Genomic DNA, 26,003 nt, shown 5'->3' with positions numbered 1-26,003 from the left:
CCTATTCCACTGTGAGGCAGCTCACATGCAGCTACTCCGGGAAGGGGGAGCGGGTGCGGCCGATCAGGTCAGCGACCGAGTCGACGACCAGGGTGGGGCGGAACGGGTATTTCTCGACCGAGTGCTTGGTGGAGATGCCCGAGGTGACCAGGATCGTGCGCAGGCCGGCTTCCAGGCCGGAGATGACGTCGGTGTCCATGCGGTCGCCGATCATCACCGTGGTCTGGGAGTGCGCGTCGATGCGGCGCAGCGCCGAGCGCATCATCAGCGGATTCGGCTTGCCCACGTAGTACGGGTCCTTGCCGGTGGCGTGAGTGATCAGCGCGGCGACCGACCCGGTCGCGGGCAACACGCCGTCGCGGGACGGACCGGTCGCGTCGGGATTGGTGGCGATGAAACGGGCGCCGCGATCGATCAGGCGGATCGCGGTCGTGATCGCCTCGAACGAATAGGTACGGGTCTCGCCGAGGACCACATAGTCGGGGTCGACGTCGGTGAGGACATAGCCGATCTCGTGCAGCGCGGTGGTCAGGCCGGACTCGCCGACGACGTAGGCGGTGCCGTTGGGGCGCTGGTCGTCGAGGAAGGTGGCGGTGGCCAGCGCCGAGGTCCAGATGGATTCCTCGGGGATGTCCAGGCCGGTCTGGCGCAGCCGGGCCTGCAGATCGCGTGGGGTGCGGATCGAGTTGTTGGTCAGGACCAGGAACGGGATCTCGTTGTCGCGCAGCTCGGTGAGGAATTCGTCGGCGCCCGGGATCAGTTGATCCTCGTGCACCAGCACGCCGTCCATGTCGGTCAGGTACGACAAGATCTGCTCATCCTTGGCGGTCACCAGCTAATCATCCGCTAAAACCGGCGGCGGTGCGAGCCACCGCTCCCGGAGAACTCGGTGACGGTGTTGGTTAGTGTCGATGCGGCAGGGGCCGCGACGAAGCGAACGACAGGAGTGGCTGAGATGGTTGATCTCAAGCTCGGATACAAGGCATCGGCAGAACAGTTCGGGCCGCGTGAGCTCGTCGAGCTGGCGGTGGCCGCCGAGGAGCACGGTCTCGACAGCGCGACAGTCAGCGATCACTTCCAGCCGTGGCGGCACGACGGCGGGCACGCGCCGTTCTCGCTGGCCTGGCTGGCCGCCACCGGTGAGCGCACCGAGCGGATCATGCTCGGCACCTCCGTGCTCACCCCCACCTTCCGCTACAACCCGGCGGTGATCGCCCAGGCCTTCGCCACCTTCGGCTGCCTGTACCCGGGCCGGGTGATGCTCGGGGTCGGCACCGGCGAGGCGCTCAACGAGATCGCCACCGGTTACAAGGGCGAATGGCCCGACTTCAAGGAGCGTTTCGCCCGGCTGCGCGAGGCGGTGTCGCTGATGCGCGCGCTGTGGACCGGCGAGCGTACCGATTTCGACGGCGAGTACTACCACACCGTCGGCGCCTCCATCTACGACGTGCCCAAGGGCGGCATCCCCGTCTACATCGCCGCGGGCGGCCCGGTCGTGGCCCGCTACGCCGGTCGCGCGGGCGACGGTTTCATCTGCACCTCGGGCAAGGGCATGGACCTCTACACCGAGAAGCTGCTGCCCGCGGTCGCCGAGGGCGCGGCCAAGGCCGAGCGCGACCTCGCCGGCATCGACAAGATGATCGAGATCAAGATCTCCTACGACACCGATCCCGAACTGGCGCTGCAGAACACGCGCTTCTGGGCCCCGCTGTCGCTGACCCCGGAGCAGAAGCACGACATCACCGACCCGATCGAGATGGAGGCCGCCGCCGACGCGCTGCCGATCGAGCAGGTCGCCAAGCGCTGGATCGTCGCCAGCGATCCCGACGAGGCCGTCGCCCAGATCAAGCCCTACCTGGACGCGGGCCTCAACCACCTGGTCTTCCACGCCCCCGGCCACGACCAGCTGCGCTTCCTCGACCTGTTCAAGCGTGACCTGGCACCCCGCCTGCGCGCGCTGGGCTGATCCTTCGACGCTCACCCGCCCGGGTGGTTCGGTGTCACGCCGAACCACCCGGGCGGTGTCGTCTCCGATGAGTGATCCTCCGGGACACCGGAAATCGACGCGACTCAGCGCAGCGAACAGGCGGGGTCGCCGGGTTCGGCGGCGAGGGCGTCGGCGAGCTGGGTGGCCAGCTGGGTCCGGATCGCGGCCAGGCGGCGGGTGGCCGCGTCGACCTCGTCGAGTTTGCGGCGCAACTCCTCCACGGAGTCGGGGCAGCCGTCGCCCGAGCCGTCGCCCGCTCGCAGACAGGCGACGAACGGGTGCATGTCGGCCAGTTCGAAGCCGACGGTGCGCAGGGCGTGGATCTTGCGGACGACGCGCAGTTCGACGTCGTCGTAGATCCGGTAGCCCTTGCCGTCGCGGCGCGGTTCGACCAGTCCGTGCTGTTCGTAGTAGCGCAGCGCGCGAGCGCTGGAACCGGTGCGCTCGGCCAGTTCGCCGATCAGCATGCGACCTCCTCGATGACCGTGGCCGTCACGGTAGACCTTGCCGCCGGTGTCAAGGCAACAACGCCGCGGCGGTCGGCCCTATGCCCGGCGCAGCGCGAACATGCGCAGGTCGCGCGTGGTCCGGTCGCGGTAGGCGGCGTAGGCGCCGGTGATCTCGATGAAGCGGGCGAACAGCGCTTCCTTGTCGGCGTCGGGTACCGGGGTGGCGACGACGGGGATGCGCTCACCCGCGATGGCCACGGTGGCCGCCGGGTTCGCCAGCAGGTTTCCCGTCCACGCGGGATGGTGCTCCTGGCCGAAGTTGGAGCCGACCACGTACAGGGTGTCGCCGTCGTGCACGTAGAGCAGCGGCTGGGTGCGCTGCGCGCCGGATTTGCGGCCGGTGGTGGTCAGCAGGATCACCGGCGCGCCGATCGGGCCGAGCACGGTGTACTTGGCGTCGGTCCGCTCGAGCAAGGCCCGATCCAGCGGGGTCACCGTGCGGATCAGCCAGGAACCCGGCTTCGTCGCGGCGAAACGATTGGCGGCGCGGGACAGGAGATTGGTGCGCGAACCCCACTGCCGATCCGGGAACTGCGATGTCATGGGCCGGACTATAACGCGGCCGATCGCGCCACACCGAACCCCCGAATCGCCGTCGATTAACTAAGCTCGCGACCATGGTCGAACATGCCACGTCCACCGTGTACATCGCTTCACCCGAGGGTGACACCGGAAAATCCACGGTGGCGCTGGGCGTGCTCCAGATGTTGTGCGCGACCACCGCGCGCGTCGGGGTGTTCCGCCCGATCACCCGCTCGACCGCCGAGCCCGACTACATCCTCGAACTGCTGCTCGAGCACAGCACCGCCGATATCGGCTACGAGCAGGCCATCGGCGTCACCTACGAGGACGTGCACCGCGACCCCGACGCCGCGATCAGCGAGATCGTCATGCGGTTCCACGACGTCGCCAAGGCCTGCGACGCGGTGGTGATCGTCGGCAGCGACTACACCGATGTCGCCAGCCCGAGCGAGCTGCGCTACAACGCGCGCATCGCGGTGAACCTGGGCGCGCCGGTGTTGCTGGTGGTGCGCGGCGCCGAACGCACGCCCACCGAGGTCAAGCAGCTGGTGGAGCTGTGTTCGACCGAGCTGTCCGCCGAGCACGCCCAGCTGGTCGCGGTCGTCGCCAACCGCTGCGCGCCCGCCGAGATCGACGAGATCGGCGCCGCGCTGGCCGGTTTCGACGTGCCGTCCTGGACGCTGCCCGAGGTGCCGCTGCTGATGGCGCCGACCATGGGCGAGCTGTGCGGCGCCATCGACGGCGAGATCTACAGCGGCGACCCGGAACTGCTGCAGCGCGAGGCGTTGCGGATCATGGTCGGTGGCATGACCGCCGAGCACATCCTGGAACGACTAACCGACGGAGTGGTCGTGATCGCCCCGGGCGACCGCTCCGATGTTCTGCTCAGCGTGGTGAACGCCCATGAGGCGGAGGGCTTTCCGTCGCTGGCCGGCGTCATCATGAACGGCGGCATCCGCCCCCATCCGGCCATCGCGCGCCTGATGGAGGGCCTGCACCCCAAACTGCCGATCCTCACCACCGAACTCGGCACCTACGACACCGCCAGCGCGGTACACGGCACTCGCGGGCGGATGTGGGCCGGCAGCCCGCTCAAGGTCGACACGGCGCTGGCATTGATGGAAGAGCGCGTCGACGCGCCGGAACTGCTGCGGCGCATCCAGGTACCGCCGTCGAACGTGGTCACCCCGCAGATGTTCGAGTACCGGCTGATCGAGCGGGCCAGGGCCGATCGCAAGCGGATCGTGCTGCCCGAGGGCGACGACGACCGCATCCTGCGCGCCGCGGGCCGGGTGTTGCAGCGCAAGATCGCCGACCTCACCATCCTCGGTGACGAGACCTCGGTGCGGGCTCGCGCCGCCGAACTGGGCGTCGACATCGCCGCCGCGCAGGTGCTCGACCCACGCACTTCCGGCTACCTCGACGAGTTCGCCGCCGAGTACACCGAACTGCGCAAGCACAAGGGCATGACGCTCGAGCGTGCCCGCGAAACCATGGCCGACATCTCGTATTTCGGCACCATGATGGTCTACAAGGGGATCGCCGACGGCATGGTCTCCGGCGCCGCGCACACCACCGCGCACACCATCCGGCCCTCCTTCGAGATCATCAAAACGGTGCCCGGCGTCGCCACGGTGTCGAGCGTGTTCCTGATGTGCCTGGCCGATCGGGTGCTCGCCTACGGCGACTGCGCGGTGGTGCCCGACCCGACCTCGGAGCAGCTCTCCGATATCGCGATCTCCTCGGCGGGCACCGCTGCTCGGTTCGGCATCGATCCGCGGGTGGCGATGCTGTCGTACTCGACCGGGTCGTCGGGGTCGGGCGCCGATGTCGACAAGGTCAGGGTCGCCACCGAACTCGTGCGCGAACGCGCGCCGGAGCTGCCGGTGGAGGGGCCGATCCAGTACGACGCGGCGATCGAGCCGACGGTCGCCAGTACCAAGCTGCCCGACTCCGAGGTGGCCGGGCGGGCGACGGTGTTCGTCTTCCCCGACCTCAACACCGGTAACAACACCTACAAGGCCGTGCAGCGCAGCGCGGGCGCGGTCGCGATCGGCCCGGTGCTGCAGGGCCTGCGCAAACCCGTCAACGACCTCTCGCGCGGCGCGCTGGTCGCCGACATCGTCAACACGGTGGCGATCACCGCGATCCAGGCGCAGGGCGACCAGGCATGAGCGGTCAGCGCCCGAGCATGCCGAACGGAGACAGTGTGAGCGACCTGGTGCTGGTGCTGAACTGCGGCTCCTCCTCGATCAAATACCAACTGCTGCACGCCGACTCGTCCGAGGTGCTCGCCTCCGGGCTGGCCGAGAAGATCGGTGAGTCACACGGCGGCCGGATCGTGCACGAGTGCGGGGACCGCAAGCTGGTGCACGAGGGCGTCATCGCCGACCACCGGGCGGGACTGCGCCAGGCGTTCGAGATGTTCCGCGACACCGGCATCGACCTGACCACGATCGGCATCGGCGCGGTCGGGCACCGGGTGGTGCACGGCGGCGAGGTGTTCTGGGAGCCGACGCTGATCACCGACGAGGTCCTGCGCACCATCGACGAGCTGTCGGTGCTCGCGCCGCTGCACAACCCCGCCAACGTGGTCGGCATCGAATCGACCAGGGAACTGCTGCCCGGCATCCCGGAGGTCGCGGTCTTCGACACCGCCTTCTTCCACACCCTGCCCGAGGCGGCCAAGACCTACGCGATCGACGCGAAACTGGCCGCCGCGCACGGTGTCCGCAAGTACGGGTTCCACGGCACCTCGCACCAGTACGTCTCCGCCAAGGCGGCCGAATTCCTGGGCAGGCCCGTCGAGGAGCTCAACCAGATCGTCTTCCACCTCGGCAACGGCGCGTCGGCCTCGGCCGTGGCGGGCGGCGTCGCGATCGACACCACCATGGGCATGACCCCGCTGGAAGGCCTGGTGATGGGCACCAGGCCGGGCGATCTCGACCCCGGGATCCTGCCGCACCTGATGAACGTCGCCGGGCTGGACCTGCCCGCGGTCGAGCAGTTGCTCAACCGCAATTCCGGCATCAAGGGACTGTCCGGCGTCAACGACTTCCGCGAATTGCAGCAGCTCATCGACAACGGCGACGCCGCCGCGAAACTGGCCTACGACGTCTACATCCACCGCCTGCGCCGCTACCTGGGCGCCTACCTGGTGGAACTCGGCGGGATCGACAGCATCGTCTTCACCGCGGGCGTCGGGGAGAACAGCGCGTCGGTGCGCGCGGACGCGCTGGCGGGGCTGCAGAACCTCGGCATCGAGGTCGACCCGGTTCGCAACGAGACCAGAACCCCCGGTGTCCGCCATATCTCGCCGGAGTTCGCGCCGGTGCACGTGCTGGTGGTGCCGACCAACGAGGAACTCGCGATCGCCAGGGCCGCGCACGCGCTGGTCGGTGGGTCGGCCTAGAACCAGGACTTCGCGCGCAGCGAGTTGGCCAGGTCGACCAGGGCGTAGCGGTGCCCGCGGTCGGGCGCGTTGCGGGCCAGCGCGCGCAGGCCGGTCTCGGTGCCGTCGCGCAGGTCGCGTTCGTCGAAGGGGCGGCCGAACAGCTTGGCGTCCTTGCGCTTCGGTGTGTTGCCGGCCTGCAGCCAGGCCAGCGCCGTGCCCTGCACCAGGGTGCGCATGAGAGTGGAGCGGTGTTCGCCCGGCGGGATGGACTGGGCCCGGGAGGCGGCCAGGCGCAGCACCTGTTCGTCGAGCTGGGCGACGGGAGCGCTGGTGAGCAGCAACAGGATCGCCGTGGTCTGAGCGGTCGTGAAGTGCCGGGACGCGGCGGGGACGTCGTCGAGGGCGTGCACCGCCTCGCCGACCCGGCCCGCCACCGCCAGCTGCCTGGCCAGACCGAACGCGGCGCTCACCACCGCCCGATCGGTGCGCCACACGGTGTCGTAGTAGCGCTCGGCGAAGGAGCGCCACTGTTCGGGCGCTTCGGAATCCCAGTGCTGCAGAATCAGTTCCGCGGTGGCGGCCAGCGCGAGCTTGGGCGCGATCTCGCCGGGCAGCACCCGCAGCACCGCTTCGAAGGCGGCGAAGGCGGCCTCGTAGTCGAGTTCGAGCAGGTAGGCCTGGCCGGTGAACCAGTCGGCGCGCCAATCGGATTCGCCGGAGACGCGGTCGAGCAGATGCAGCACCGCCGCCGATTCGCCGAGCTCGAGCCGGGCCCGCGCCTCGGCGAAGACCAGTTCGCCCGCCAGCGTTTCCGGCGCGTTGTCCGGGTCGGCCTCGGCGCGTTCGCGCGCCTCGTGCAGGGCCTCGAGCACCCGCTCGGGTTCCAGATTCGCGGTCGCGGCCAGCAGCGGCGCCGACGGATCGGCGGGGTCGATCAGCGGAACCGGTAGCGCGGCGACCACATCGCCGGAGTCGAGCAGGGGAGAGCGGCCGACGCCGTCGAGGTAGGCATCGGTCTGGCTGATCAGTTCCTCGGTGCCGAAGCTGGTGCGCTGGGGACTGAATACGGTGGACAGCTGGGGATGCTCGGCGCCGGTGTCGTAGGCCAGGATCTCCCGCAGCACGCCCGCCAGCTGGGCCGACATCGCCCGCGCCGACGGAAACCGCCGGGCCGGATCAGGGTCGGTGGCGGTGAGCAGGAACCGGTAGAAGAACTCGTAGCGGGCCAGCAGCGGCTCGTCGGCCGGATCGGGGATGCCGTCGAGGTAGCGGCCGTGCTCGCTGGGCAATGCCAGGGTGAGCGCGGCCAGCGTGCGCCCGACCGTGTGCACGTCGGAGGCGGGGGTCGGGCCGGTCCTGGCGATCTCGGGAGCCTGGAAGCCTTTGGTGCCGTAGAGGTTTCCGTAGGCCTCGATGGTGGCGACCGCGCCCAGGTCGATCAGCTTGACCTGGTCCTCGGTGACCATCACGTTGTCGGGCTTGAGGTCGTTGTAGGTCAGCCCGATCGAGTGCAGGTGTTCCAGTGCGGGCAGGATCTCCAGCACATAGGCGATGGCCTCGGCCAGCGGCATCCGCTCGCCCGGCGGCTTGGCGTCGAGAATGTCGCGCAGCGAATGACCGCCGACGTACTCCATGACGATGTAGCCGGTGCTCGACCCGTCGGCCGCCGTGTGCTCGACGAAGTTGTGGATCTTGACGATGCTCGGGTGCGCCACCTCGGCCAGGAACTGCCGCTCGGCCACCGCGACCGCCTGCGCCTCGCCGTCGCCGGCGTGCAGCAGGCCCTTGAGCACCACCCACCGGTCGCTGACATTGCGGTCGATGGCCAGGTAGATCCAGCCGAGGCCGCCGTGGGCGATACAGCCCTGGATCTCGTACTGCCCGGCGACCATGTCGCCCTCGTGCAGCGAGGGCCGGAAATCGTAGGCGGCGCCGCAGGTCCCGCACTGCCCGGCCGAGGTCCCGGCATGGGTCGGGGTCGAGCGGCCGACCGGGTCGCCGCAGCGCCAGCAGAACCGCCTGCCCTCCGAGACCACCGGATCGGCCAGCACCGCCTCGCGGGGGTCCGCGGGGCTGACGGTCGGGATCGGCACCAGGCCCGCGCCGAGTCTGCGGGTGGGGCGTGACCTGGCGGTGCGCACACTGCGCCCGGACCTGGACGTGCTCGGCCCGGTCTGGGCGCCGGACGGCCAGGCGAGGTCGCCGGATCCGGTGCGGGCGGGGGTGGCCTGGGTGCCGGGCGGTTCGGTCACCGCGCGCGAGGCCTCGGTACCGCGTCGGTCGCCTGCCCGCTGGGTGGCCGGTGGCTGGTCCGGTTCGGCGGGTCTGGCGGCCGCGATCTCGGTGGGCGCGTGCGGTGCCTGGATCGGCAGCGGCATGGTCTCGTCGTCGGCCGGGGCAGGCGGCAGCGTCCAGCCGCCCGGCAGTTCGCCCTCGGGGCGGTGGGTGAGCTGCGTCGGTTCCTGGCGCGCCGGATCTTCCTGCGCCGGTTCACCGTTCGTCGGTGTGGTCATGCCGATCAGTCCTGGTACGTCGGAGCGGGCGGGCTCGGCGTCTCCCCGAGCGAGGCGAGCCAGCGGCGGTGGATGCGCACCCAGGTGCCGTCGTTGCGGATGCGGTCCAGGGTGGCGTTGACGAAGCGGACCAGGTCGTCGTCGCCCTTCGGGATGCCGATGCCGTAGGGCTCGGCGCTGATGCTCGCGCCCACGACCTCGGTATAGGGGTCCTGCGCGGCCAGGCCGGCCAGGATCGAGTCGTCGGTGCTCACCGCGTCGACCTGGCGCTGCTGCAGCACGACCAGGCAGTCCGCCCAGGTCGGCACCGTCAGGATGGTGGCGGCGGGCTGGTCGCGGCGGATGTGGTCGAGCGAGGTGGTGCCGCGCACCACGCACACCCGCTTGCCCGCCAGATCGGCCAGGCCGTTGATGCCGGAATTCTTCACCGCGAGCACCCGCTGGTCGGCGCGCAGGTACACGGTGGAGAACGCCACGCGCTGGCGGCGCTCGCAGGTGATCGTCATCGTCTTGGCGATCAGGTCGACGGTGTGCTCCTGCAACGCCCGCTCGCGTTCTTCCGAAGCGAGACTGCGGTATTCGATCAGATCGGGGTTGCCGAGCAGGTCGCGCGCGATCTCGCGGGCGATGTCGGCGTCGAAGCCGACGATCCGGCCGGTCAGCGGGTCGCGGAAGCTGAACAGGTTGCTGCCCGCGTCGAGGCCGACGATCAACCTCCCCCTGGCGCGGATGGCGTCGATCGTCGGACCGCGCGAGGTGCTGGGACGCAGGCTCGCCGTCGGGTCGCCGCACTGCTCGCCGCCGCGGGCGGGCACGGGGGTGTCGGTGCCGATCGGGATCGCCTTGGCGGGCAGGGGCGGTTCGGAGTAAACGCTGCGGTCGTCCGGCGCGGGGGTGCTGTCGGCGCAGCCGCCGAGCAGCGCCGCCGCCGTGAGCAGCAGCGCCGCGGTGATCCGCCCGCGCCTCACCGGTACTCCCGCAGTCGCGGCCACAGGCCGAGCGCCACGCACACCGCGGCGACGATGCCGAGGATGAACGCGCCGGGAGCGAGGAAGGTCAGCACGTCGATGGCCTGGGAGACCTTGTCGCGCAGGGTGTCCCTGGTGGCCGCGGCGGCCTTGCCGAGGGCGCGATCGATCGCGTCGACCTGGGCGGCCGCGTCGGCGGCGCTGGGCCCGGTGGCGACCGCGGCCGCGCCGGCGAAGTCGCCGCGGGCCAGGGTGTCGTTCATCCGCTGATGCGCCGACTGCCAGCGGGCGAGCGCGGTGCGGGCGTCGGCGACCTCGGCGCGGGCGGGCGCGTCCTGCGGGTAGCCGGCGAGCAGTTCGGTGAGCCGGGCGGTGTTGGTGTCGAAGGTGCGGTCGTAGTCGCCGGTGGCGTCGCGGCGCACCAGCTTCACCATCTCCGCCGACCTGGCCTGCTGCACCAGGATGCGGCTCTCGGCCAGCCGGGCGGCGGGCACGGCGCCCTGGTCGCGGCACTGCATCATCGACACCGCCGACACCGAGCCCGCGGCCACGGTCCACACCAGCGTCAGCGCGAGCGCGGCGGTGCCGAGCAGCAGGCCCATGTTGAATACCCGTCGCGAGCGTCTGGCCAGCTCCACCTGGACCCACAGCAGGGCGCCCAGCGTCGCCATCAGCAGCACGATCGCGGGCCAGGGCGGCAACACGTGCCGGTGCTGGGCGGCGGTGACCGCGTCGAGCCGGTGGTTCTCCAGTTCCTCGGCCATCGGCAGCAGCGCCGTCTGCATCTGGTGCGACGCCTCACTGAGGTAGGCGGCGCCGACCGGGTAGCCGTTGCGGTTGTTGGCGCGCGCGGTCTCGATCAGGCCGGTGTAGACCGGCAAACCCGTGGCGATGCCGGTGCGCAGCTTGCGATCGGTGCCCGACGGGTCGGCGGCCTCCTCGACGGAGATGTGCCCGGCCTGGGTCACCAGTTCGGCGGCGGCCTCACCGATGGCCTGGGTGTAGCGGTCGCGCACGGTCTTGGGCTCGAGTCCGCCCGCGATGAACGCGGTGCCCGCGGCGGCGTCGGCGATCGAGAGCGAGGTGTAGAGGTGATTGGCCGAGTGGGCGTCGGGTTCGGTGTCGTCGAGCAGGACGCCGAGAGCTTGCTGGCGGTCGCTGACGGTCGTCGAAGTCACCGCGCCCGCGGCGACGCACAGCAGCATCAGCACCAGACCGGCAGCCACGAGCCGACCCGGCGAGGACTGCACGAACCCGCGCAAGCGGGCGGGATGGAACTGCGCACGCAGGGCCTTCACGTCCGGCGCCGGCGGCCGGTCGACGACGATCGCCGGTTTCCGCAACGCGGCGCGCCGGCTCGTCACCGGCGCGGCCGGAGCCGTCGCCGAACCCTGCGTGGCCTGCGGCGACGGGCCGGAACGAACGGCCGCGACCTCGGTCGAGGCATCGCGACTCCCGGGTTCGACCATCGTTCACCTCCCCGTGCTGTCCGCGCACCCCTCGTGGTGCGGAGTTTATTGTGGTCCTACCGGTGGCGCAGCCCCGCAGACACCCCCGAAGCGGTTGCTGCTCGGCTGCTACGGAGGAAAGAGTATTGGATGCGCGGTGACGGAGACGGCTGGTCGAACAGTCCGGGCGGGGTTCGGCACTGGGGCAAGTACGGTGCGGCGGGCTTGTTGCTGCGCGCGCCGCTGCCCCGGGGCGGGTCGGCGGTGCTGCTCCAGCACCGCGCGCCGTGGAGTCATCAGGGCGGCACCTGGGCCATCCCCGGCGGCGCGCGGGATTCCCACGAGAGCGCCGAGCACGCCGCGGTCCGGGAAGCCTGGGAAGAGGCGGGCATCACCGCCGACGCGCTGCGCGTGCGCGCCGAACGGCTGACGATGACCGCCCCGAGCGGCTGGACCTACACCACGGTGGTCGCCGACGCCGAGTTCCCGCTGCCCACGGTCGCCAACAAGGAGAGCTCCGAGCTGGTCTGGGTGGCCGAGGGCGAGGTCGACGACCTCCCGCTGCACCCCGGTTTCGCCGCGGCCTGGCTCGGGTTGCGCGCGGTCCCGCTGCGCCTGCGCTTCGCCGCCGACCCGGTCACCGACCTGCCCCGGACCGTCGAACTCGCCGATCGCGGGTTCTTCTGGTTGCACGCGCTGGACGGACCCGGCGCCGAGGTCACCATCGGCCCGGACCCGGCCGATGACCTGGCCGCGGCCCTGACCAGTCTGCTGACCTGAGTCGCGCTACTCGGCCGCCGCGGCGACCAGTGCCTGCTTGAGCTCGCGCGCCGCGGCCTCCGGATCGGCGGCCGCGGTGATCGCGCGGACCACGACGATCCGCCGCGCACCCGCGGCGAGCACGTCGGGCAGCCGCTGCGCGTCGATGCCGCCGATCGCGAACCACGGCATCGTCGGGTGCGCGTCGGCGGTGGAGCGCACCAGGTCGATGCCCGCGGCCTGGCGGCCCGGCTTGGTCGGCGTGGTCCAGATCGGGCCGGTGCAGAAGTAGTCGAGATGGCCGTCGATGGCCGCCAGCCCGGCTTGGGCTCGATTGTGACTCGACCGGCCGATGACGACATCGGGGCCGAGAATGCGGCGCGCGTACGCGGGCGGGAGGTCGCCCTGGCCCAGATGCAGGACGTCGGCGCCCGCGGCCAGCGCGATGTCGGCGCGGTCGTTCACCGCGAGCAGGGCACCGTGCCTGCGGGTCGCCGCCTTGATCTCGGCGAGGGCGCCCAGCTCGGCCTTGGCCTCCAGCGGGCCGAACTCGGCCTCGCCGGGCGAACCCTTGTCGCGGAGCTGGACGATGTCGACGCCACCGGCTAGCGCGGCATCGACGAAGCGGGCCAGATCGCCCTTCTCCCGGCGCGCGTCGGTGCACAGATACAGCAGCGCGCTCGACAGGCGCTCCCTGGGCGGGACGGATCGATTCGGATGGGAGGGCTGCACAGTGTCGACGGTAGTCGCGCTACCGTGGAGACGCGAACGCCGAGGCGCTCGGTAGGCGGAAAAAGACAGGTGGAACGTGATGCGAACTCTGGCGGTCGTTGGCGGCGGCGCCGTCGGACTCGCCGTCGCATGGCAGGCCGCCGAGGCCGGCTGGACCGTCACCGTCTTCGATCCGGCGCCGGGCTCGGGCGCGTCTTTCGTGGCGGGCGGCATGCTCGCGCCGCTGTCGGAGGGCTGGCCCGGTGAGGACCGGGTGCTGGCCTTCGGCGCCGCCGCGCTGGCCGCCTGGCCCGCCTTCGCCGAGCGGCTGCGCGCGATCACCGGTGAGTCGGTGTTCGTCGCCGACGAGACGCTGACCGTCGCCCTCGACGGCGCCGATGCCGCCGACCTGCGCACCGTCGCCGACTGGCTCGCCGGATTCGGCCACGAGCTGAGCGTCCTCGACCGGGCCGGGGTGCGCGCGCTCGAACCGGCGCTGGCCCGCACCGTGCGCGCGGGTCTGCTGGCCACCACCGAACCCGCCGTCGACAACCGCCGGGTGCTGACCGCCCTGCGCGCCGCCTGCGCCGGTGCGGGCGTCGAGATCCGGGCCGCAGCCGTCACCGCGCTCGCCGAGCTGCCGCACGACCGCGTGGTTCTCGCGGCGGGCGCGCGCTCCGCCGACCTGTGGCCGGGGCTGCCGGTGCGCCCGGTCAAGGGCGAGATCCTGCGCCTGCGGCAGCGGCCCGGCGTGAGTCCGGCGCCGAGCCGGGTGATCCGGGCCAGGGTGCACGGCCGGCAGGTGTACCTGGTGCCGCGCGCGGACGGAATCGTCGTCGGCGCAACACAATACGAGGCGGGCTTCGATACCACGGTCACCGTCGGCGGGGTGCGCGACCTGATCGCCGACGCCGAGGCGATCCTGCCCGGCATCGCGGAATACGAACTGGCCGAAGCGAACGCGGGCTCGCGGCCCGGCACCCCCGACAACCTGCCGCTGCTCGGCGCGCTCGACGACCGCGTCGTCGCCGCCACCGGCCACGGCCGCAACGGCATGCTCACCCTCGCGCTCACCGCGACCCTCGTTCCCGGGCTGCTCGACGACGAGTCGCCCGCGATCGCGGAAATCGCATCACCGCAACGCTTTCCGGCGCTGCAGCTGTCCCCAGGAGGAGTTCGATGACCTCGACCATCCCGATCGGCGTCACCGTCAACGGTGTCGACCACGAGTTCCCCGAGCCGCTCAGCATCCGCGAATTGCTGACCAGGCTCGCCTTGCCGTGTCAGGGCGTGGCACTGGCCGTCGACGGCGCGGTGTTCCCGAAGTCGCGCTGGGACGAGCCGGTCGGCCGCGGCTGGACCATCGAGGTGCTGACGGCGGTGCAGGGTGGCTGAGCCCGCACCGCTGCGCATCGCGGACAAGGAGTTCGGCTCGCGCCTGATCATGGGCACCGGCGGCGCCGAGAACCTGGCCGTCCTGGAAGAGGCCCTGATCGCCTCCGGCACCGAGCTCACCACCGTCGCCATGCGCCGGGTCGACGCCGCGGGCGGCACCGGCGTGCTCGACCTGCTCAAGCGCCTCGACATCACCCTGCTGCCCAATACCGCGGGCTGCCGCACCGCCGCCGAGGCCGTGCTCACCGCGCAGCTGGCGCGCGAGGCGCTGGAGACGAACTGGGTCAAGCTCGAGGTCGTCGCCGACGAGCGCACCCTGCTGCCCGACCCGTTCGAGCTGCTCGACGCCGCCGAACAGCTGGTCGACGCCGGTTTCGTCGTCCTGCCCTACACCAACGACGACCCGGTCCTGGCTCGCAGGCTCGAGGACGCGGGCTGCGCCGCGGTGATGCCCCTAGGCAGCCCCATCGGCACCGGCCTCGGCATCGGCAACCCGCACAACATCGAGATGATCGTGGCCGCCGCGGGCGTGCCCGTCATCCTCGACGCGGGCATCGGCACCGCCAGCGACGCCGCCCTGGCCATGGAACTCGGCTGCTCGGCGGTGCTCCTGGCGACCGCCGTCACCCGAGCCCGCGACCCCGAACTGATGGCCTCGGCCATGGCCGCCGCCGTCCGCGCCGGCCACCTCGCCCGCCGAGCAGGCCGCATCCCCAAGCGTTTCTGGGCCCAGGCATCCTCCCCAGCCCGGTAGGCCGACGCCACGCTGTGTCCGTACCTGCACTGGTAGCACTCCGCCACCGGCGCCGCTGCGGATGCGCAGGCCGACGCTTTCGGGCAGTGGGTGACCGCTGCGGCCGAGGCTGCTGCAAGCATCACCACGATGCGCCAGGCGGCCGCCGACGCGCATTCGCGATACACCGGCGCCATCGAGACGAATCTGCAGAAGCTCGGGCGAAAGTAGGCATCGTGGCGCCGACTGGAGTCATCGATGTAGACCCAAGCTGGGTTATGGCCACGCGCTTGCCGATGGCGATCCGGACAATGATTCCCCTCCCTCGGCGTCGCTGCAATTCTCGCCGAGTTCGCTTTATTCGCCGCCATCGGCGGGTAGCCCCGGGCAGGGCTGAAGGACCTGATAGGCATCGGGCTCATCGAGGAACTCGGTGTTCCGGTTCCGGATGCCGATATCGACAAGCTGGATAAGGCTGTCCAGATCTGGAACACCATGGCAACCGGCGATGTGATGGCAAACTATATCGCGATTCTTGCGGCCTTGCCCGGGAAGTTCGATGCCCTCAATTCGACGGAGATTCAGTATGTCGACGACGATTTGCGGGAATTGCACACAGCAAAAAGGTACAGAAGTCAGTAAGTGCAGATCCAATCCATGATTGGAGGTAGCGTGCGGGAACTCGACCAGGCGCAAGCTCGTCGCATTCGGGCCGAGGTGCTGGATTCCGGGCAGGAATTGAGTGTCAGGTGGCTGTCGGTGCCTGGGCGTCGTGTGGTGCCTGCGGAAGAAGTGTCCGATCTGGCCGATGATCCGCTGGGCGTGCGGATACTGGCAGCCTTCGCGGCCAGTGGCTACGAGGCGGTCTACTGCCTGGTGACGACCGATCTCGGTCCGGGGGCCTCTGATCAGGCTTGTCTGGCGGCTCTGTCCGAGGTGGATGATTGGCGAGCGACCTACGCTCCGTTCGATGTCGTGCTGGTCGCACCGGATAGTTCGGCGGCCGTGCTGCTCTCGGTCGACGAGTTCGTCCTGGTGGGTGGAAGCGCTGGATTCGTGGAATCCGTCCTGGGTAAGACCATCGCGGAAGGCTGTGCCGAATTCGTCGCGTACGCGCAGGACATGGCCGGCGCGTCGCGGCATCTGCCGGACCTCGCGCAGCGATGGTGCGCGAACTGAGCGATCGGGGTTAGGCCCCTCTCAGGGTCGGGGTCATCCTCGAGGATGACCCGACTCGCGACCTCACGGCGACGCGCTCGCCGTCTTCGTGCGGCAAGCTGGGGCGCATGATCGAGCTGAAGGGCCTGACGAAGCAATTCGGCCAGACCGTCGCGGTGCAGGACCTCTCGTTCACCGTCCATCCCGGACAGGTGACGGGGTTCCTCGGACCCAACGGTGCCGGTAAATCGACGACCATGCGGATGATCCTCGGCCTGGACCGGCCGACCTCGGGCACCGCGCTGATCGGCGGCAAGCGCTACGAGGATCTGGAGCGGCCGCTGACCCAGGTCGGCGCGCTGCTCGATGCCAAGTGGGTGCATCCGAACCGCTCGGCGCGCGCGCACCTGGAGTGGCTGGCCGCGTCCAACGACCTCCCGAAGTCGCGGGTCGAGGAGGTGCTGCGGCTGGTCGGCCTGTCCGAGGTGGCGGGCAAGAACGCGGGCGGGTTCTCGCTGGGCATGTCCCAGCGGCTCGGCCTGGCGGGCGCGCTGCTCGGCGATCCGAAGGTGCTGCTGTTCGACGAGCCGGTCAACGGCCTCGACCCGGAGGGCATCCTCTGGATCCGCCGCTTCATGCAGCGCCTGGCCGCCGAGGGCCGCACCGTGCTGGTGTCGAGCCATCTGCTCTCGGAGATGGCCCAGACCGCTGAGCACCTGATCGTCATCGGCCGTGGTCAGCTCATCGCCGACACCACCACCAAGGACTTCATCGACCGCGCCTCCGAGCAGTCGGTGCGGGTCCGCAGCCCGCAGCTGGATCAGCTGCGCAGCCTGCTCACCTCGCACGGCATGACCGTGCGGGAAGAGGGCGACGCCGCGCTGATCGTGGCCGGGGTGACCAGCGACGAGGTCGGCAAGGTGGCGGGCACCAACAACGTCACGCTCTACGAGCTGGCGCCGCAGCAGGCGTCGCTCGAGGAGGCGTTCATGCGGATGACCGGCGGCGCCGTGGAGTACCACGGCGCGGGCCTCGACCAGGTGATGGGAGGTGCGCTCTGATGGGCGTGCTCGCTGCGGAACGAATCAAGCTCACCTCGACCCGGTCGCCCTGGTGGTGCTCGGCGATCGTGGTTCTCCTCGGCATCGGCCTGGCCGCGCTGATCGCGCTGGTCACCAAGGCCGAGAACACCCAGGCGGGGGAGGTGCCGACGCTGCTCACCCCGAGCGTGGTGGTCTCCGGTGTCTCCGGCTTCGGCGTGATGGTGCTGATGATCATGGCCGCCCTGACGGTCACCAGTGAGTACCGCTTCGGCGTCATCCGCGCCAGCTTCCTGGCGGTGCCGAACCGCTCGAAGGTGGTGCTGTCCAAGGCGGGCCTGGTCGGCGTGTACGCGGCGGTACTGACCGGCGTGCTCGCGCTGATCGCCTTCGTGGTGGCCAAGCTGTTCGTCGGTGACGAGGCGCCGGAACTGGTGCTCGACGGAAACTGGCGGGCCATCTACGGCATTCCGATCTACGCTTTCCTGTGTGTGGTCCTGGCCATCGGCGTCGGTGTGCTGGTGCGTCAGTCCGCCGCCGCGATCTCGCTGATCGTGCTGTGGTCCCTGCTGCTGGAGGGTCTGCTCGGCGCGTTCGGTAGCTTCGGTCGTACCGTCAAGCCGTTCCTGCCGTTCCAGAACGCCAACCGTTTCCTGACCGTCGAGGACGTCTCGGGCAACTGGCACTGGGGTGTGTGGGGCAGCCTGATCTACTTCGCCGTCTTCGTGGCGATCGTGTTCGCCGGCGCCTTGGTGATGATCAATCGCCGAGACGCCTGACAGACCGTCCCGGGCTGCCCTCGCAGATGCCCGGGACCGCCCCCGGCGTCCGCTGCCCGGACGCCGGGGGCTTTTTCGTCCGGTGGGGCAGCTGGCTGGACCAGGTACGATCTGGGCGTGAGTGAAACGCCTTCTGGCGGGGTGGATCCGCGGCGGCGTGACGCTGCCGCGGAGGTGGTGATCCCGCTGGAGCCCACCGACAGTGCGCAGTCCGATACGCCGGACTCCGACGATGCCCGGCCCGGTCGGCGGCGTGCCCAGTTCTCGTCGAAATTGCAGGCGGCCAATCGGCGGGCCGATCTGATCGGTGCCGTACGGAAGGCTCGTCATCAGCTCCCCGGTGACCCGGCCTTCGGCGATCCGCTCTCGGTCTCCGGGCCCGGTGGGGCCCGCGCGGTCGCCCGTGCCGCGGACAAGATCGTCGGCGGCACCCCCAGCGCGGCCAGGGAGATCGGATTCGGCGCGCTCCAGGTGTGGCAGGCCGCGCTCGAGCGGATCGGCCGCGGTAGGGGCACCGAGGAGGTGACCATCGTGTTCACCGACCTGGTGGCGTTCTCCAGCTGGTCGCTGTCCGCGGGCGACGAGCGCACCCTGGAACTGCTGCGCAAGGTCGCCAAGGCTATCGAGCCGCCGATCGCCGAGCGGGGCGGTCAGGTGGTCAAACGCATGGGTGACGGCCTGATGGCGGTCTTCTCCTCGCCTGATCGCGCGGTCCGCGCCGCTGTCGCCGCCCGCCGCAATCTGGCGACCGTCGAGGTCGACGGCTACAAGCCGCGCATGCGGGTCGGCCTGCACACCGGTTCCCCCCGTGAGATCGGCGGCGACTGGCTCGGCGTCGACGTCAATATCGCCGCCCGCATGATGGAGGCCGGCGGCAACGGCAACACGATGCTGTCCAGCACCACCCTCGCCGCCCTGCGCCCGGAGACCCTCGCCGAGCTCGGCGCGACGGTCAAGCCCTACAAACGCAACTTCTGGGCGGCCCCGCTCAACGGCGTCCCCGAGGACGTCCGGATCTTCAAGCTCAGCGTCCCCAGCTGAGCCCCGGATTCACCCGCGCTGCTGTTGCCTGTTGCCGCTGGTAGCCACGCCAGGCCTGCTGAGTGGGCGTCGCGACGGGCTTGCTCGCGGCTTCCGAAATGCTGGGGTGGCTATTGCAGCCAGAGAGCCGCGCCGACGGCGGCCAGCACCGCGGCGGCGATCAGGGCGATCGACAGCGCGCGGTTGTTCTTCCAGGTCGTGTAGGCGCCGCCGAGCAGGAAGCCGGCCAGGGCGAAGAGAAGGACCGATGACATGGTCTCCATCTTGCCTGGTGGATTGCCCGCAATTAACAAGCACGCATGCTTGCTTTTTTTCTGAACCGATGTGATCCTGGGGTTCATGAGTGCACTCTCGGCGGACCCGGACCTGATCCGGATCGGAAACTGCTCCGGGTTCTACGGCGACCGGCTCAGCGCGATGCGCGAGATGCTGGAAGGCGGCGACCTCGACGTGCTGACCGGCGACTACCTCGCCGAGCTCACCATGCTCATCCTGGGCCGTGACCGCATGAAGGACCCCAGCCTGGGCTACGCCAAGACGTTCGTGAAGCAGATCGAGGACTGCCTGGCCCTCGCGCTGGCGAAGAACGTCCAGATCGTCACCAACGCCGGCGGCCTCAATCCGGCCGGGCTGGCCGAACGGCTGCGCAAGGTCGCCGCCGACCTGGGCCTGGACGCCAAGATCGCCCACGTCGAGGGTGACGACCTGATCGGCCGCGCCGCCGACCTCGGCCTCGGTCAGCCGCTGACGGCCAACGCCTACCTCGGCGCGTGGGGCATCGTCGAGTGCCTGAACTCCGGCGCCGACATCGTCGTCACCGGCCGGGTCACCGACGCCTCGGTCATCGTCGGTCCCGCCGCCGCCCACTTCGGCTGGAGCCGCACCGACTACGACGCCCTCGCCGGCGCGGTGGTGGCCGGGCATGTGATCGAGTGCAGCACCCAGGCCACCGGCGGCAACTTCGCCTTCTTCACCGAACTCGGCGACTTCGGCCGCCCCGGCTTCCCGATCGCCGAGATCCGCCGGGACGGCTCCAGCGTCATCACCAAGCACGACGGCACCGGCGGCGCGGTCACCGTCGACACCGTCGAAGCCCAGCTCATGTACGAGATCCAGAGCGTGCGCTACGCGGGCCCCGACGTCACCACCCGCCTCGACAGCATCGAGCTCAGCCAGCAGGGCAAGGACCGGGTGCTGATCAGCGGCGTGACCGGCGAAGCCCCGCCGCCGCAGCTCAAGGTCTCGCTGAACACCCTCGGCGGCTTCCGCAACGAGATGGAGTTCATCCTCACCGGCCTGGAGATCGAGGCCAAAGCCGCACTGGCGCAACGACAGCTGGAGGCCTGGCTGCCCGCCAGGCCCGCCGAGCTGACCTGGACCCTGGCCCGGCTCGACCGCCCCGACGCCGACACCGAGGAACAGGCCAGCGCGCTGCTGCGCTGCGTGGTGCGTGACCCCGACCCGAACAAGGTCGGTCGCGGATTCTCCAATGTCGCCGTGGAATTGGCGCTGGCCAGCTACCCGGGCGCGACCTTCACGACCCTGCCGGGCAACGGTTCGCCCTACGGCGTCTTCACGCCGGGCTTCGTCGACGCGCACGAGGTGCCGCACACCGCGGTCCTGGCTGACGGCACTCGCGTCGCCATCGAGCCCGCCGCCGAAACCGCTGTGCTGGAACCGGTCGCCGAGCCCGAACTGCCCGCGCCCCCGCCGCCGTCGGAGACCAGCCGCGTCCCGCTCGGCACCATCGCCCTGGCCCGCAGCGGCGACAAGGGCGGCGACGCCAATATCGGCGTCTGGGTGCGCACCGACGAGCAGTGGCGCTGGCTGGTGCACACGCTCACCGTCGAGAAGCTCCAGGAACTGCTGCCCGAGACGGCCGAGCTGACCGTCACCCGGCACGTGCTGGCGAACCTGCGGGCCGTCAACTTCATCATTTCCGGTCTGCTCGGCAAGGGCGTCGCCTACCAGGCGCGTTTCGACCCGCAGGCCAAGGGGCTCGGCGAATGGCTGCGCTCCCGCCACATCGATATGCCGACGGAGCTGCTCGCGTGATCGGTCAGCGCCCGGAGGCGGCAGCGGAGCGTAACCACGGAGGGCGCCCGATCATGCGACAGGAGACAGCAGCATGACGACAATTTGGGACACGCCGGAACGAAAAGAACTGCGCGCCACCGTGCGCGGGTTCGTCGAGCGGGAGATCCTGCCCGACCTCGACACCTGGGAACGCGAGGGCGCGCTGCCGCGCGAGCTGCACAAGAAGGCCGGCGAGCTCGGCCTGCTCGGCATCGAGTACCCGGAATCGGCGGGCGGCGAGGGCGGCAGCATCGTCGACTCGATGATCGTCGGCGAGGAGATCCATCTCGCCGGTGCCTCCGGCGGGCTGTGGGCGTCGCTGTTCACCTGCGGAATCGCGTTGCCGCACATCATCGCGTCCGGTAATCAGGACCAGATCGACCGCTGGGCCGTGCCGACGCTGCGCGGTGACCTGATCGGTTCGCTGGCCATCACCGAACCCGGCGGCGGCTCCGACGTCGGCCACCTCACCACCGCGGCGGTGCGCGACGGCGACGACTTCATCATCAACGGCGCCAAGACCTTCATCACCTCGGGCACGCGGGCGGACTTCGTGGTCACCGCGGTCCGCACCGGCGGCGCGGGCGCGGCGGGCGTCTCGCTGATCATCGTGCCGACCGATACGCCAGGCTTCACCGTCAGCCGCAAGCTGGAGAAGATGGGCTGGCTGGCCTCCGACACCGCCGAGCTGTCCTACGTGGACGTGCGGGTGCCCGCCGCGAACCTGGTCGGCGGCGAGAACACCGGCTTCGCGCAGATCGCCAACGCGTTCGTCAGCGAGCGGGTCGGCCTCGCGGTGCAGGCGTACTCGCTGGCCCAGCGCGCCCTGGACCTGACCGTGCAGTGGTGCCGGGACCGGGAGACCTTCGGCCGCCCGCTGATCAGCCGCCAGAAGGTGCAGATGACGCTGACCGAGATGGCCCAGCGGGTCGACGTGTCGCGCACCTACACCCGGGCCCTGGTCGAGCGCTTCGTCGCCGGGGACGCCAACCAGATCGCCCAGGTCTGCTTCGCCAAGAACAATGCCGTCGAGACCGCCGAATGGGTCGCCAACCAGGCGGTCCAGCTGCACGGCGGCATGGGCTACATGCGCGAGTCCGAGGTGGAGCGCATCTACCGCGATGTGCGCATCATCGGCATCGGCGGTGGCACCAACGAGATCCTGACCATGCTGGCGTCGAAAGTATTGGGGTACCAGTCGTGACGACCTTCCGTTCCGCCGTCGACACCGCGTCGCCGGAGTACACCGCCGCCGCCGAGGCGATGGCCACCAAGCTCGCCGAGGTCGAGGCCGAGTTCGCCAAGGCGATCGCCGGTGGCGGCCCCGACAAGGTGGCCCGGCATCACAAGCGCGGCAAGCTCACCGCCCGTGAGCGGATCGAGCTGCTGCTCGACGAGGACTCGCCGTTCCTGGAGCTGTGCCCGCTGGCCGCGTGGGGCAGCGACTTCCATGTCGGCGCGTCGACGATCGCCGGCATCGGCATCGTCGAGGGCGTCGAGTGCATGATCGTCGCGCCCGACCCGACCGTGCGCGGTGGCACCTCCAACCCGTGGACGCTGCGGAAGACCTTGCGCATCAACGAGATCGTCAAGCAGAACCGTCTGCCGGTGATCTCGCTGGTCGAGTCCGGCGGCGCCGACCTGCCGACGCAGAAAGAGGTCTTCATCCCGGGTGGTGCGATGTTCCGCGACCTCACCCAGGCCTCCGCCGCCGGAATCCCCACCATCTCACTGGTTTTCGGCAACTCGACCGCCGGTGGCGCCTACATCCCCGGCATGTCCGACTACGTGGTGATGGTCAAGGAGGGCGCGAAGGTCTTCCTGGCGGGCCCGCCGCTGGTGAAGATGGCCACCGGTGAGGACTCCGACGACGAGACTCTCGGCGGCGCCGAGATGCACGCCCGCACCTCGGGTCTGGCCGACTACATGGCCGCCGACGAGCAGGACGCGATCCGGATCGGCCGCAACATCGTGCGCAGGCTGAACTGGAAGAAGCAGGGCCCCGAGCCGCGCGCCGAGGTCATCTCGCCGCTCTACGATCCCGAGGAACTGCTCGGCATCGTGCCCTCGGACCTGAAGATCCCGTTCGATCCGCGTGAGGTGATCGCCCGCGTCGTCGACGGTTCCGACTTCGACGAGTTCAAGCCGCTCTACGGTTCCAGCCTGGTCACCGGCTGGGCCGAGATCAACGGCTACCCGATCGGCATCCTGGCCAACGCGCGCGGCGTGCTGTTCTCCGAGGAATCGCAGAAGGCCACCCAGTTCATCCAGCTGGCGAACAAGAAGAACACGCCACTGTTGTTCCTGCACAACACCACCGGCTACATGGTCGGCAAGGACTACGAGCACGGCGGCATCATCAAGCACGGCGCGATGATGATCAACGCGGTCGCCAACTCGACGGTCCCGCACATCTCGCTGCTGATCGGCGCCTCCTACGGCGCGGGGCACTACGGCATGTGTGGTCGGGCGTTCAACCCGCGCTTCCTGTTCGCCTGGCCGAGCGCGAAGTCCGCCGTGATGGGCGGCGCGCAGCTGGGCGGCGTGCTCACCATCGTGCAGCGCGGCGCGGCCGAGGCCAAGGGGCTGCCGTTCGACGAGGAGGCCGCCGCCGGGCTGGCCGCCATGGTCGAGGCGCAGATCGAGGCCGAGGCGATGCCGATGTTCCTGTCGGGCAGGCTCTTCGACGACGGCATCATCGACCCCCGCGATACCCGCACCGTGCTGGGGATGGCTCTGTCGGCCATCCACACAGCTCCGATCCAGGGCGCCGAGGGCTTCGGCGTCTTCCGAATGTGAGGCGCGACATGACAACAGCATCGCGAAGCGATTCCGTGAGCGGCGGTCGGGTGACGGGTGGGGCCATCACGAACGTCCTCGTCGCCAACCGTGGTGAGATCGCGCGCCGCGTGTTCGCCACCTGCCGCCGGATGGGCATCGGGACCACCGCGGTGTACTCCGACGCCGACGCCGCGGCCCCGCACGTGGCCGAGGCCGACGCGGCCATCCGGCTGCCCGGCAACACCCCCGCCGAGACCTACCTGCGCGGTGAGCTGATCATCGAGGCCGCGCTCTCCGCCGGTGCCGACGCCATCCACCCCGGCTACGGATTCCTCTCCGAGAACGCCGAATTCGCGCGGTCGGTGCTGGACGCGGGCCTGGTCTGGATCGGTCCGCCGGTCGCGGCGATCGAGCAGATGGGCTCCAAGGTCGAGTCGAAGAAGATGATGGACGCCGCCGGCGTGCCCGTCCTCGCCGAGCTCGATCCCGCTGAGGTCACCGAGGCGCACCTGCCGGTGCTGATCAAGGCGTCCGCCGGTGGTGGCGGTCGCGGAATGCGCGTGGTGCGCGAGCTGGGTGAACTGAAGGACCAGATCGCCGCCGCGCAGCGCGAGGCCGAGTCGGCCTTCGGCGATCCGACCGTGTTCTGCGAGCGCTACCTCGAAACCGGCCGCCATATCGAAGTCCAGGTCATGTCCGACACCTTCGGCACGACCTGGGCGGTGGGCGAGCGGGAATGCTCGATCCAGCGACGGCACCAGAAGGTCGTCGAGGAGGCGCCCTCGCCGCTGGTCGAGAAGATCGACGCGCTGCGAGCTCCGGGGCCGGAGGCGGTAGCGGAGCGTGCCGCCGCGAGCAGCGCGGATGGGCAGAGCATGCGTGAGCGGCTCTTCGAAGCGGCCCGGCTGGCCGCCGAGGCGATCGGCTACGAGGGCGCGGGCACTGTCGAATTCCTCGCCGACGAGAAGGGCGAGTTCTTCTTCCTGGAGATGAACACCCGCCTCCAGGTGGAGCATCCGGTCACCGAGCAGACCACCGGCCTCGACCTGGTCCGCCTGCAGTTGCAGGTCGCGTCCGGGCTGCCGCTGCCCGCGACCCAGCCCGCCCAGCGCGGCCACTCGATCGAGGTCCGGCTCTACGCCGAGGACCCCGCGCAGGACTGGCAGCCGCAGAGCGGACCGGTGCACAAGATCGAGATCCCGTTCACGGCCGGAGAGTTCACCGTTCTCGAGCAGGCGGGCGTGCGGCTCGACACCGGTGTCGTCGACGGCTCGGTCGTCGGCGTGCACTACGACCCGATGCTGGCCAAGGTCATCTCCTACGCCGAGACCCGCGCCGAGGCAGCGCATCTGCTGGCGACCGCCTTGCAGCGCGCCAAGATCCACGGTCTGGTGACCAACCGCGACCTGCTCGTGCGGGTGCTGCGGCACCCCGCGTTCCTGGCCGGTGACACCGATACCGCGTTCTTCGCGACCCACGATCTGGCCGCGCTGTCCGCGCCGCTGGTGTCCGAGGCCGACGAGGCGCTGTCGATCGTGGCCGCCGCCCTCGCCGACGCGGCGCTGGCGCACACCACGAACCGGTTCGCCAAGCTCGCCCCGAGTGGCTGGCGCAACCTGGCCTCGCAGCCGCAGCGCAAGTCCTACGAGAGCCGCACCAGCGGCACGCACGAGGTGCGGTACCGGTTCACCAGGGCCGGTGGCATCGAGGTCGACGGCCACGACGGCCTCGAACTGATCTCGGTGGCGCCCGAACGGGTGGTGCTCGCGGTGCCGGGCGAGCGTGGCCCGGTGCGTCGTCAGTTCGAGATCGCCCGCTACGGCGACCTCGTGGCGGTCGACTCGCCACTCGGCCCGGTCGCCGTGCGCCGACTGCCCCGCTTCACCGACCCGTCGGAGCAGGTCGCGGCCGGTTCGCTGCTCGCGCCGATGCCCGGCAGCGTGATCCGCCTCGGCGCAGCCGAGGGCGACCAGGTGCGGCAGGGTCAGCCCATCCTGTGGCTGGAGGCCATGAAGATGGAGCACACGATCGTCGCGCCGGCCACCGGCGTCCTCAGCGCACTGAACGTCGCCGTCGGCCAGCAGGTCGAGGTCGGAACCGTCCTCGCCGTCGTCGAGGAAGAAGAGCAGGAGCCGTCCTGATCCGGTCAAGCCCGGAGGCGGTAGCGAAGCATGACCACGGAGGGCTCC

Annotated in this window: 24 protein-coding genes; 15 read left to right on the top strand and 9 right to left on the bottom strand. The window is 70.2% G+C overall.

The genetic code is table 11. The features are described 5' to 3' along the window. Positions 1-31 precede the first annotated feature (31 nt). The gene (locus tag Q7X29_RS32745; RefSeq protein WP_255588796.1) at positions 32-790 is read right to left on the bottom strand and encodes an HAD-IIA family hydrolase; all 759 of its coding nucleotides are present in this window, start codon (positions 788-790) and stop codon (positions 32-34) included. A 165-nt stretch (positions 791-955) separates the two neighbouring features. Between Q7X29_RS32745 and fgd the strand changes: the two genes are divergently transcribed. Continuing rightward, on the top strand, positions 956-1,966 hold the full coding sequence (gene fgd, locus Q7X29_RS32740; RefSeq protein WP_218722176.1) for a glucose-6-phosphate dehydrogenase (coenzyme-F420): 1,011 nt from the start codon (positions 956-958) through the stop codon (positions 1,964-1,966). Between the two features lie 104 nt (positions 1,967-2,070). Here fgd and Q7X29_RS32735 read toward each other — a convergent pair whose 3' ends face one another. After that, positions 2,071-2,454 (bottom strand): MerR family transcriptional regulator, encoded by a 384-nt coding sequence (locus Q7X29_RS32735; protein ID WP_218722175.1) that lies wholly within the window; start codon positions 2,452-2,454, stop codon positions 2,071-2,073. Positions 2,455-2,532: 78 nt separating this feature from the next. Further along, positions 2,533-3,039 (bottom strand): nitroreductase/quinone reductase family protein, encoded by a 507-nt coding sequence (locus Q7X29_RS32730; RefSeq protein ID WP_316576314.1) that lies wholly within the window; start codon positions 3,037-3,039, stop codon positions 2,533-2,535. Between the two features lie 74 nt (positions 3,040-3,113). On the opposite strand from Q7X29_RS32730, the gene pta reads away from it, so the two are divergent. Beyond that, the gene (pta, locus tag Q7X29_RS32725) at positions 3,114-5,192 is read left to right on the top strand and encodes a phosphate acetyltransferase (RefSeq protein WP_316576313.1); all 2,079 of its coding nucleotides are present in this window, start codon (positions 3,114-3,116) and stop codon (positions 5,190-5,192) included. 17 nt (positions 5,193-5,209) lie between these two features. Then, positions 5,210-6,430 carry an acetate kinase gene (locus tag Q7X29_RS32720; protein ID WP_316576378.1) on the top strand — a complete coding sequence of 407 codons (1,221 nt, stop codon included), beginning with the start codon at positions 5,210-5,212 and terminating at the stop codon, positions 6,428-6,430. Here the strand turns inward: Q7X29_RS32720 and Q7X29_RS32715 are convergent. From Q7X29_RS32715 to Q7X29_RS32705, 3 genes are read right to left on the bottom strand one after another with little or no spacing between them, the layout of a single operon-like run. Beyond that, on the bottom strand, positions 6,427-8,925 hold the full coding sequence (locus Q7X29_RS32715; protein ID WP_316576312.1) for a tetratricopeptide repeat protein: 2,499 nt from the start codon (positions 8,923-8,925) through the stop codon (positions 6,427-6,429). The two genes, Q7X29_RS32720 and Q7X29_RS32715, sit on opposite strands and share 4 nt — an antisense overlap. 5 nt (positions 8,926-8,930) lie before the next feature. Further along, a complete protein-coding gene (locus tag Q7X29_RS32710; protein WP_218722171.1) occupies positions 8,931-9,893 on the bottom strand; it encodes a glutamate ABC transporter substrate-binding protein in 963 nt (320 codons plus the stop codon). Continuing rightward, positions 9,890-11,362, bottom strand: a complete 1,473-nt coding sequence (locus Q7X29_RS32705; RefSeq protein ID WP_255588747.1) for a hypothetical protein — start codon at positions 11,360-11,362, stop codon at positions 9,890-9,892. Before Q7X29_RS32705 ends, Q7X29_RS32710 begins: the two co-directional genes overlap by 4 nt. A gap of 129 nt (positions 11,363-11,491) precedes the next feature. Here Q7X29_RS32705 and Q7X29_RS32700 point away from each other — a divergent pair, with 129 nt between their 5' ends. Then, positions 11,492-12,121: an NUDIX hydrolase gene (locus tag Q7X29_RS32700; RefSeq protein WP_218722170.1), complete on the top strand. Its 630-nt coding sequence runs from the start codon at positions 11,492-11,494 to the stop codon at positions 12,119-12,121. 6 nt (positions 12,122-12,127) lie between these two features. Here the strand turns inward: Q7X29_RS32700 and thiE are convergent, their stop codons facing one another. Next, the gene (gene thiE / locus Q7X29_RS32695; protein WP_316576311.1) at positions 12,128-12,832 is read right to left on the bottom strand and encodes a thiamine phosphate synthase; all 705 of its coding nucleotides are present in this window, start codon (positions 12,830-12,832) and stop codon (positions 12,128-12,130) included. A 79-nt stretch (positions 12,833-12,911) separates the two neighbouring features. Between thiE and thiO the strand changes: the two genes are divergently transcribed. Genes thiO through thiG form a run of 3 tightly spaced genes read left to right on the top strand, consistent with a single transcriptional unit; the run spans position 12,912 to position 14,960 of the window. Further along, positions 12,912-13,994: a glycine oxidase ThiO gene (thiO, locus tag Q7X29_RS32690; protein WP_316576310.1), complete on the top strand. Its 1,083-nt coding sequence runs from the start codon at positions 12,912-12,914 to the stop codon at positions 13,992-13,994. After that, entirely contained in the window at positions 13,991-14,206 is a 216-nt protein-coding gene (gene thiS, locus Q7X29_RS32685; protein ID WP_218722167.1) for a sulfur carrier protein ThiS, read from the top strand. Before thiO ends, thiS begins: the two co-directional genes overlap by 4 nt. After that, complete coding sequence (gene thiG, locus Q7X29_RS32680) at positions 14,199-14,960, top strand: thiazole synthase (protein WP_218722166.1); 762 nt, start codon at positions 14,199-14,201, stop codon at positions 14,958-14,960. The genes thiS and thiG overlap by 8 nt, the downstream gene beginning before the upstream one ends. Before the next feature lie 336 nt (positions 14,961-15,296). Here thiG and Q7X29_RS32675 read toward each other — a convergent pair whose 3' ends face one another. Next, entirely contained in the window at positions 15,297-15,554 is a 258-nt protein-coding gene (locus Q7X29_RS32675) for a hypothetical protein (protein ID WP_316576309.1), read from the bottom strand. A 57-nt stretch (positions 15,555-15,611) separates the two neighbouring features. Here Q7X29_RS32675 and Q7X29_RS32670 point away from each other — a divergent pair, with 57 nt between their 5' ends. The 4 genes from Q7X29_RS32670 (at position 15,612) to Q7X29_RS32655 (ending at position 18,957) form a co-directional block, all read left to right on the top strand. Then, positions 15,612-16,118: a hypothetical protein gene (locus Q7X29_RS32670; RefSeq protein WP_316576308.1), complete on the top strand. Its 507-nt coding sequence runs from the start codon at positions 15,612-15,614 to the stop codon at positions 16,116-16,118. 107 nt (positions 16,119-16,225) lie between these two features. Continuing rightward, positions 16,226-17,158, top strand: coding sequence for an ABC transporter ATP-binding protein (locus Q7X29_RS32665; RefSeq protein ID WP_218722163.1), 933 nt, complete (start codon positions 16,226-16,228; stop codon positions 17,156-17,158). Next, positions 17,158-17,916, top strand: coding sequence for an ABC transporter permease (locus Q7X29_RS32660; RefSeq protein WP_218722162.1), 759 nt, complete (start codon positions 17,158-17,160; stop codon positions 17,914-17,916). Before Q7X29_RS32665 ends, Q7X29_RS32660 begins: the two co-directional genes overlap by 1 nt. A 177-nt stretch (positions 17,917-18,093) precedes the next feature. Further along, positions 18,094-18,957: an adenylate/guanylate cyclase domain-containing protein gene (locus tag Q7X29_RS32655; RefSeq protein ID WP_394358763.1), complete on the top strand. Its 864-nt coding sequence runs from the start codon at positions 18,094-18,096 to the stop codon at positions 18,955-18,957. A gap of 110 nt (positions 18,958-19,067) precedes the next feature. Here Q7X29_RS32655 and Q7X29_RS32650 read toward each other — a convergent pair whose 3' ends face one another. Beyond that, complete coding sequence (locus Q7X29_RS32650) at positions 19,068-19,211, bottom strand: hypothetical protein (protein ID WP_218722217.1); 144 nt, start codon at positions 19,209-19,211, stop codon at positions 19,068-19,070. Positions 19,212-19,296: 85 nt separating this feature from the next. Here Q7X29_RS32650 and Q7X29_RS32645 point away from each other — a divergent pair, with 85 nt between their 5' ends. From Q7X29_RS32645 to Q7X29_RS32630, 4 genes are all read left to right on the top strand, one after another. Beyond that, positions 19,297-21,012 (top strand): acyclic terpene utilization AtuA family protein, encoded by a 1,716-nt coding sequence (locus Q7X29_RS32645; protein WP_218722161.1) that lies wholly within the window; start codon positions 19,297-19,299, stop codon positions 21,010-21,012. A 73-nt stretch (positions 21,013-21,085) separates the two neighbouring features. After that, complete coding sequence (locus Q7X29_RS32640) at positions 21,086-22,237, top strand: acyl-CoA dehydrogenase family protein (protein ID WP_316576307.1); 1,152 nt, start codon at positions 21,086-21,088, stop codon at positions 22,235-22,237. Then, the gene (locus Q7X29_RS32635; RefSeq protein ID WP_218722159.1) at positions 22,234-23,832 is read left to right on the top strand and encodes an acyl-CoA carboxylase subunit beta; all 1,599 of its coding nucleotides are present in this window, start codon (positions 22,234-22,236) and stop codon (positions 23,830-23,832) included. Before Q7X29_RS32640 ends, Q7X29_RS32635 begins: the two co-directional genes overlap by 4 nt. 50 nt (positions 23,833-23,882) lie before the next feature. Further along, positions 23,883-25,955, top strand: coding sequence for an ATP-binding protein (locus Q7X29_RS32630; RefSeq protein ID WP_316576306.1), 2,073 nt, complete (start codon positions 23,883-23,885; stop codon positions 25,953-25,955). Positions 25,956-26,003: the final 48 nt, after the last annotated feature.

The sequence above is a fragment of the Nocardia canadensis genome (assembly GCF_032656385.1).
GTDB lineage: Bacteria > Actinomycetota > Actinomycetes > Mycobacteriales > Mycobacteriaceae > Nocardia > Nocardia canadensis.
This window is presented reverse-complemented; position numbering and strand designations above follow the sequence as displayed.